Genomic DNA, 537 nt, shown 5'->3' with positions numbered 1-537 from the left:
AGACTCGGATTTTAATTGCCAAGAGGCTAGGATTTATATTAAAATTGTGTACCTAGAGGGGCTATTTTAGGCTCGGATTTTATAAAACTGGGTACACAATTTATGCCATAAATGGCCTCGGATTTAATAAATTTCTAGGCAATCAAGGGGCTATTTTTAATTACCATCCTAGTAATATGTTTGTTAATTGCATAAGTATTTATATTATGGTTATTTTAGATAATTCTAGGACATTAGGGGCCTTCGAAAGGCAATCAAGGATATTGCATAATTAAAAAATAGTTCTTATATTTGCATCAGATAAATAAAGTATTAATCATTTTAATTTTTATAGACTTATGAACACAGAAGAATTATCAAACCGATTAACACAAATCCTTACAGGTATTACCAGTGGAGAGCCTAATCCTAACATTATTCAAGGCTTTGTCCAAAACTTTATCGAAGACTTCAAACCAGACTACTATTACGAAATCTTAGTCACAGACGTAGAAGGCTATACTCCTACCTTTATCGAATACTATGCCTGGGACGAAG

The 537-nt window shown here is 32.6% G+C and carries 1 protein-coding gene; it reads left to right on the top strand.

Going from position 1 to position 537, the window contains the following annotated elements:
• Window positions 1-338: 338 nt before the first annotated feature.
• Window positions 339-537 (top strand): hypothetical protein (locus RF646_RS13435; protein ID WP_368836243.1); only part of this gene is annotated, 199 nt, incomplete at its 3' end.

Origin of the sequence: Kocuria sp. CPCC 205261 (assembly GCF_040981025.1) — a bacterium.
Lineage (GTDB): Bacteria > Actinomycetota > Actinomycetes > Actinomycetales > Micrococcaceae > Kocuria > Kocuria marina.
The sequence above is the reverse complement of the archived record's forward strand: the minus strand, read 5'-3'. Positions and strand labels throughout refer to the sequence as shown.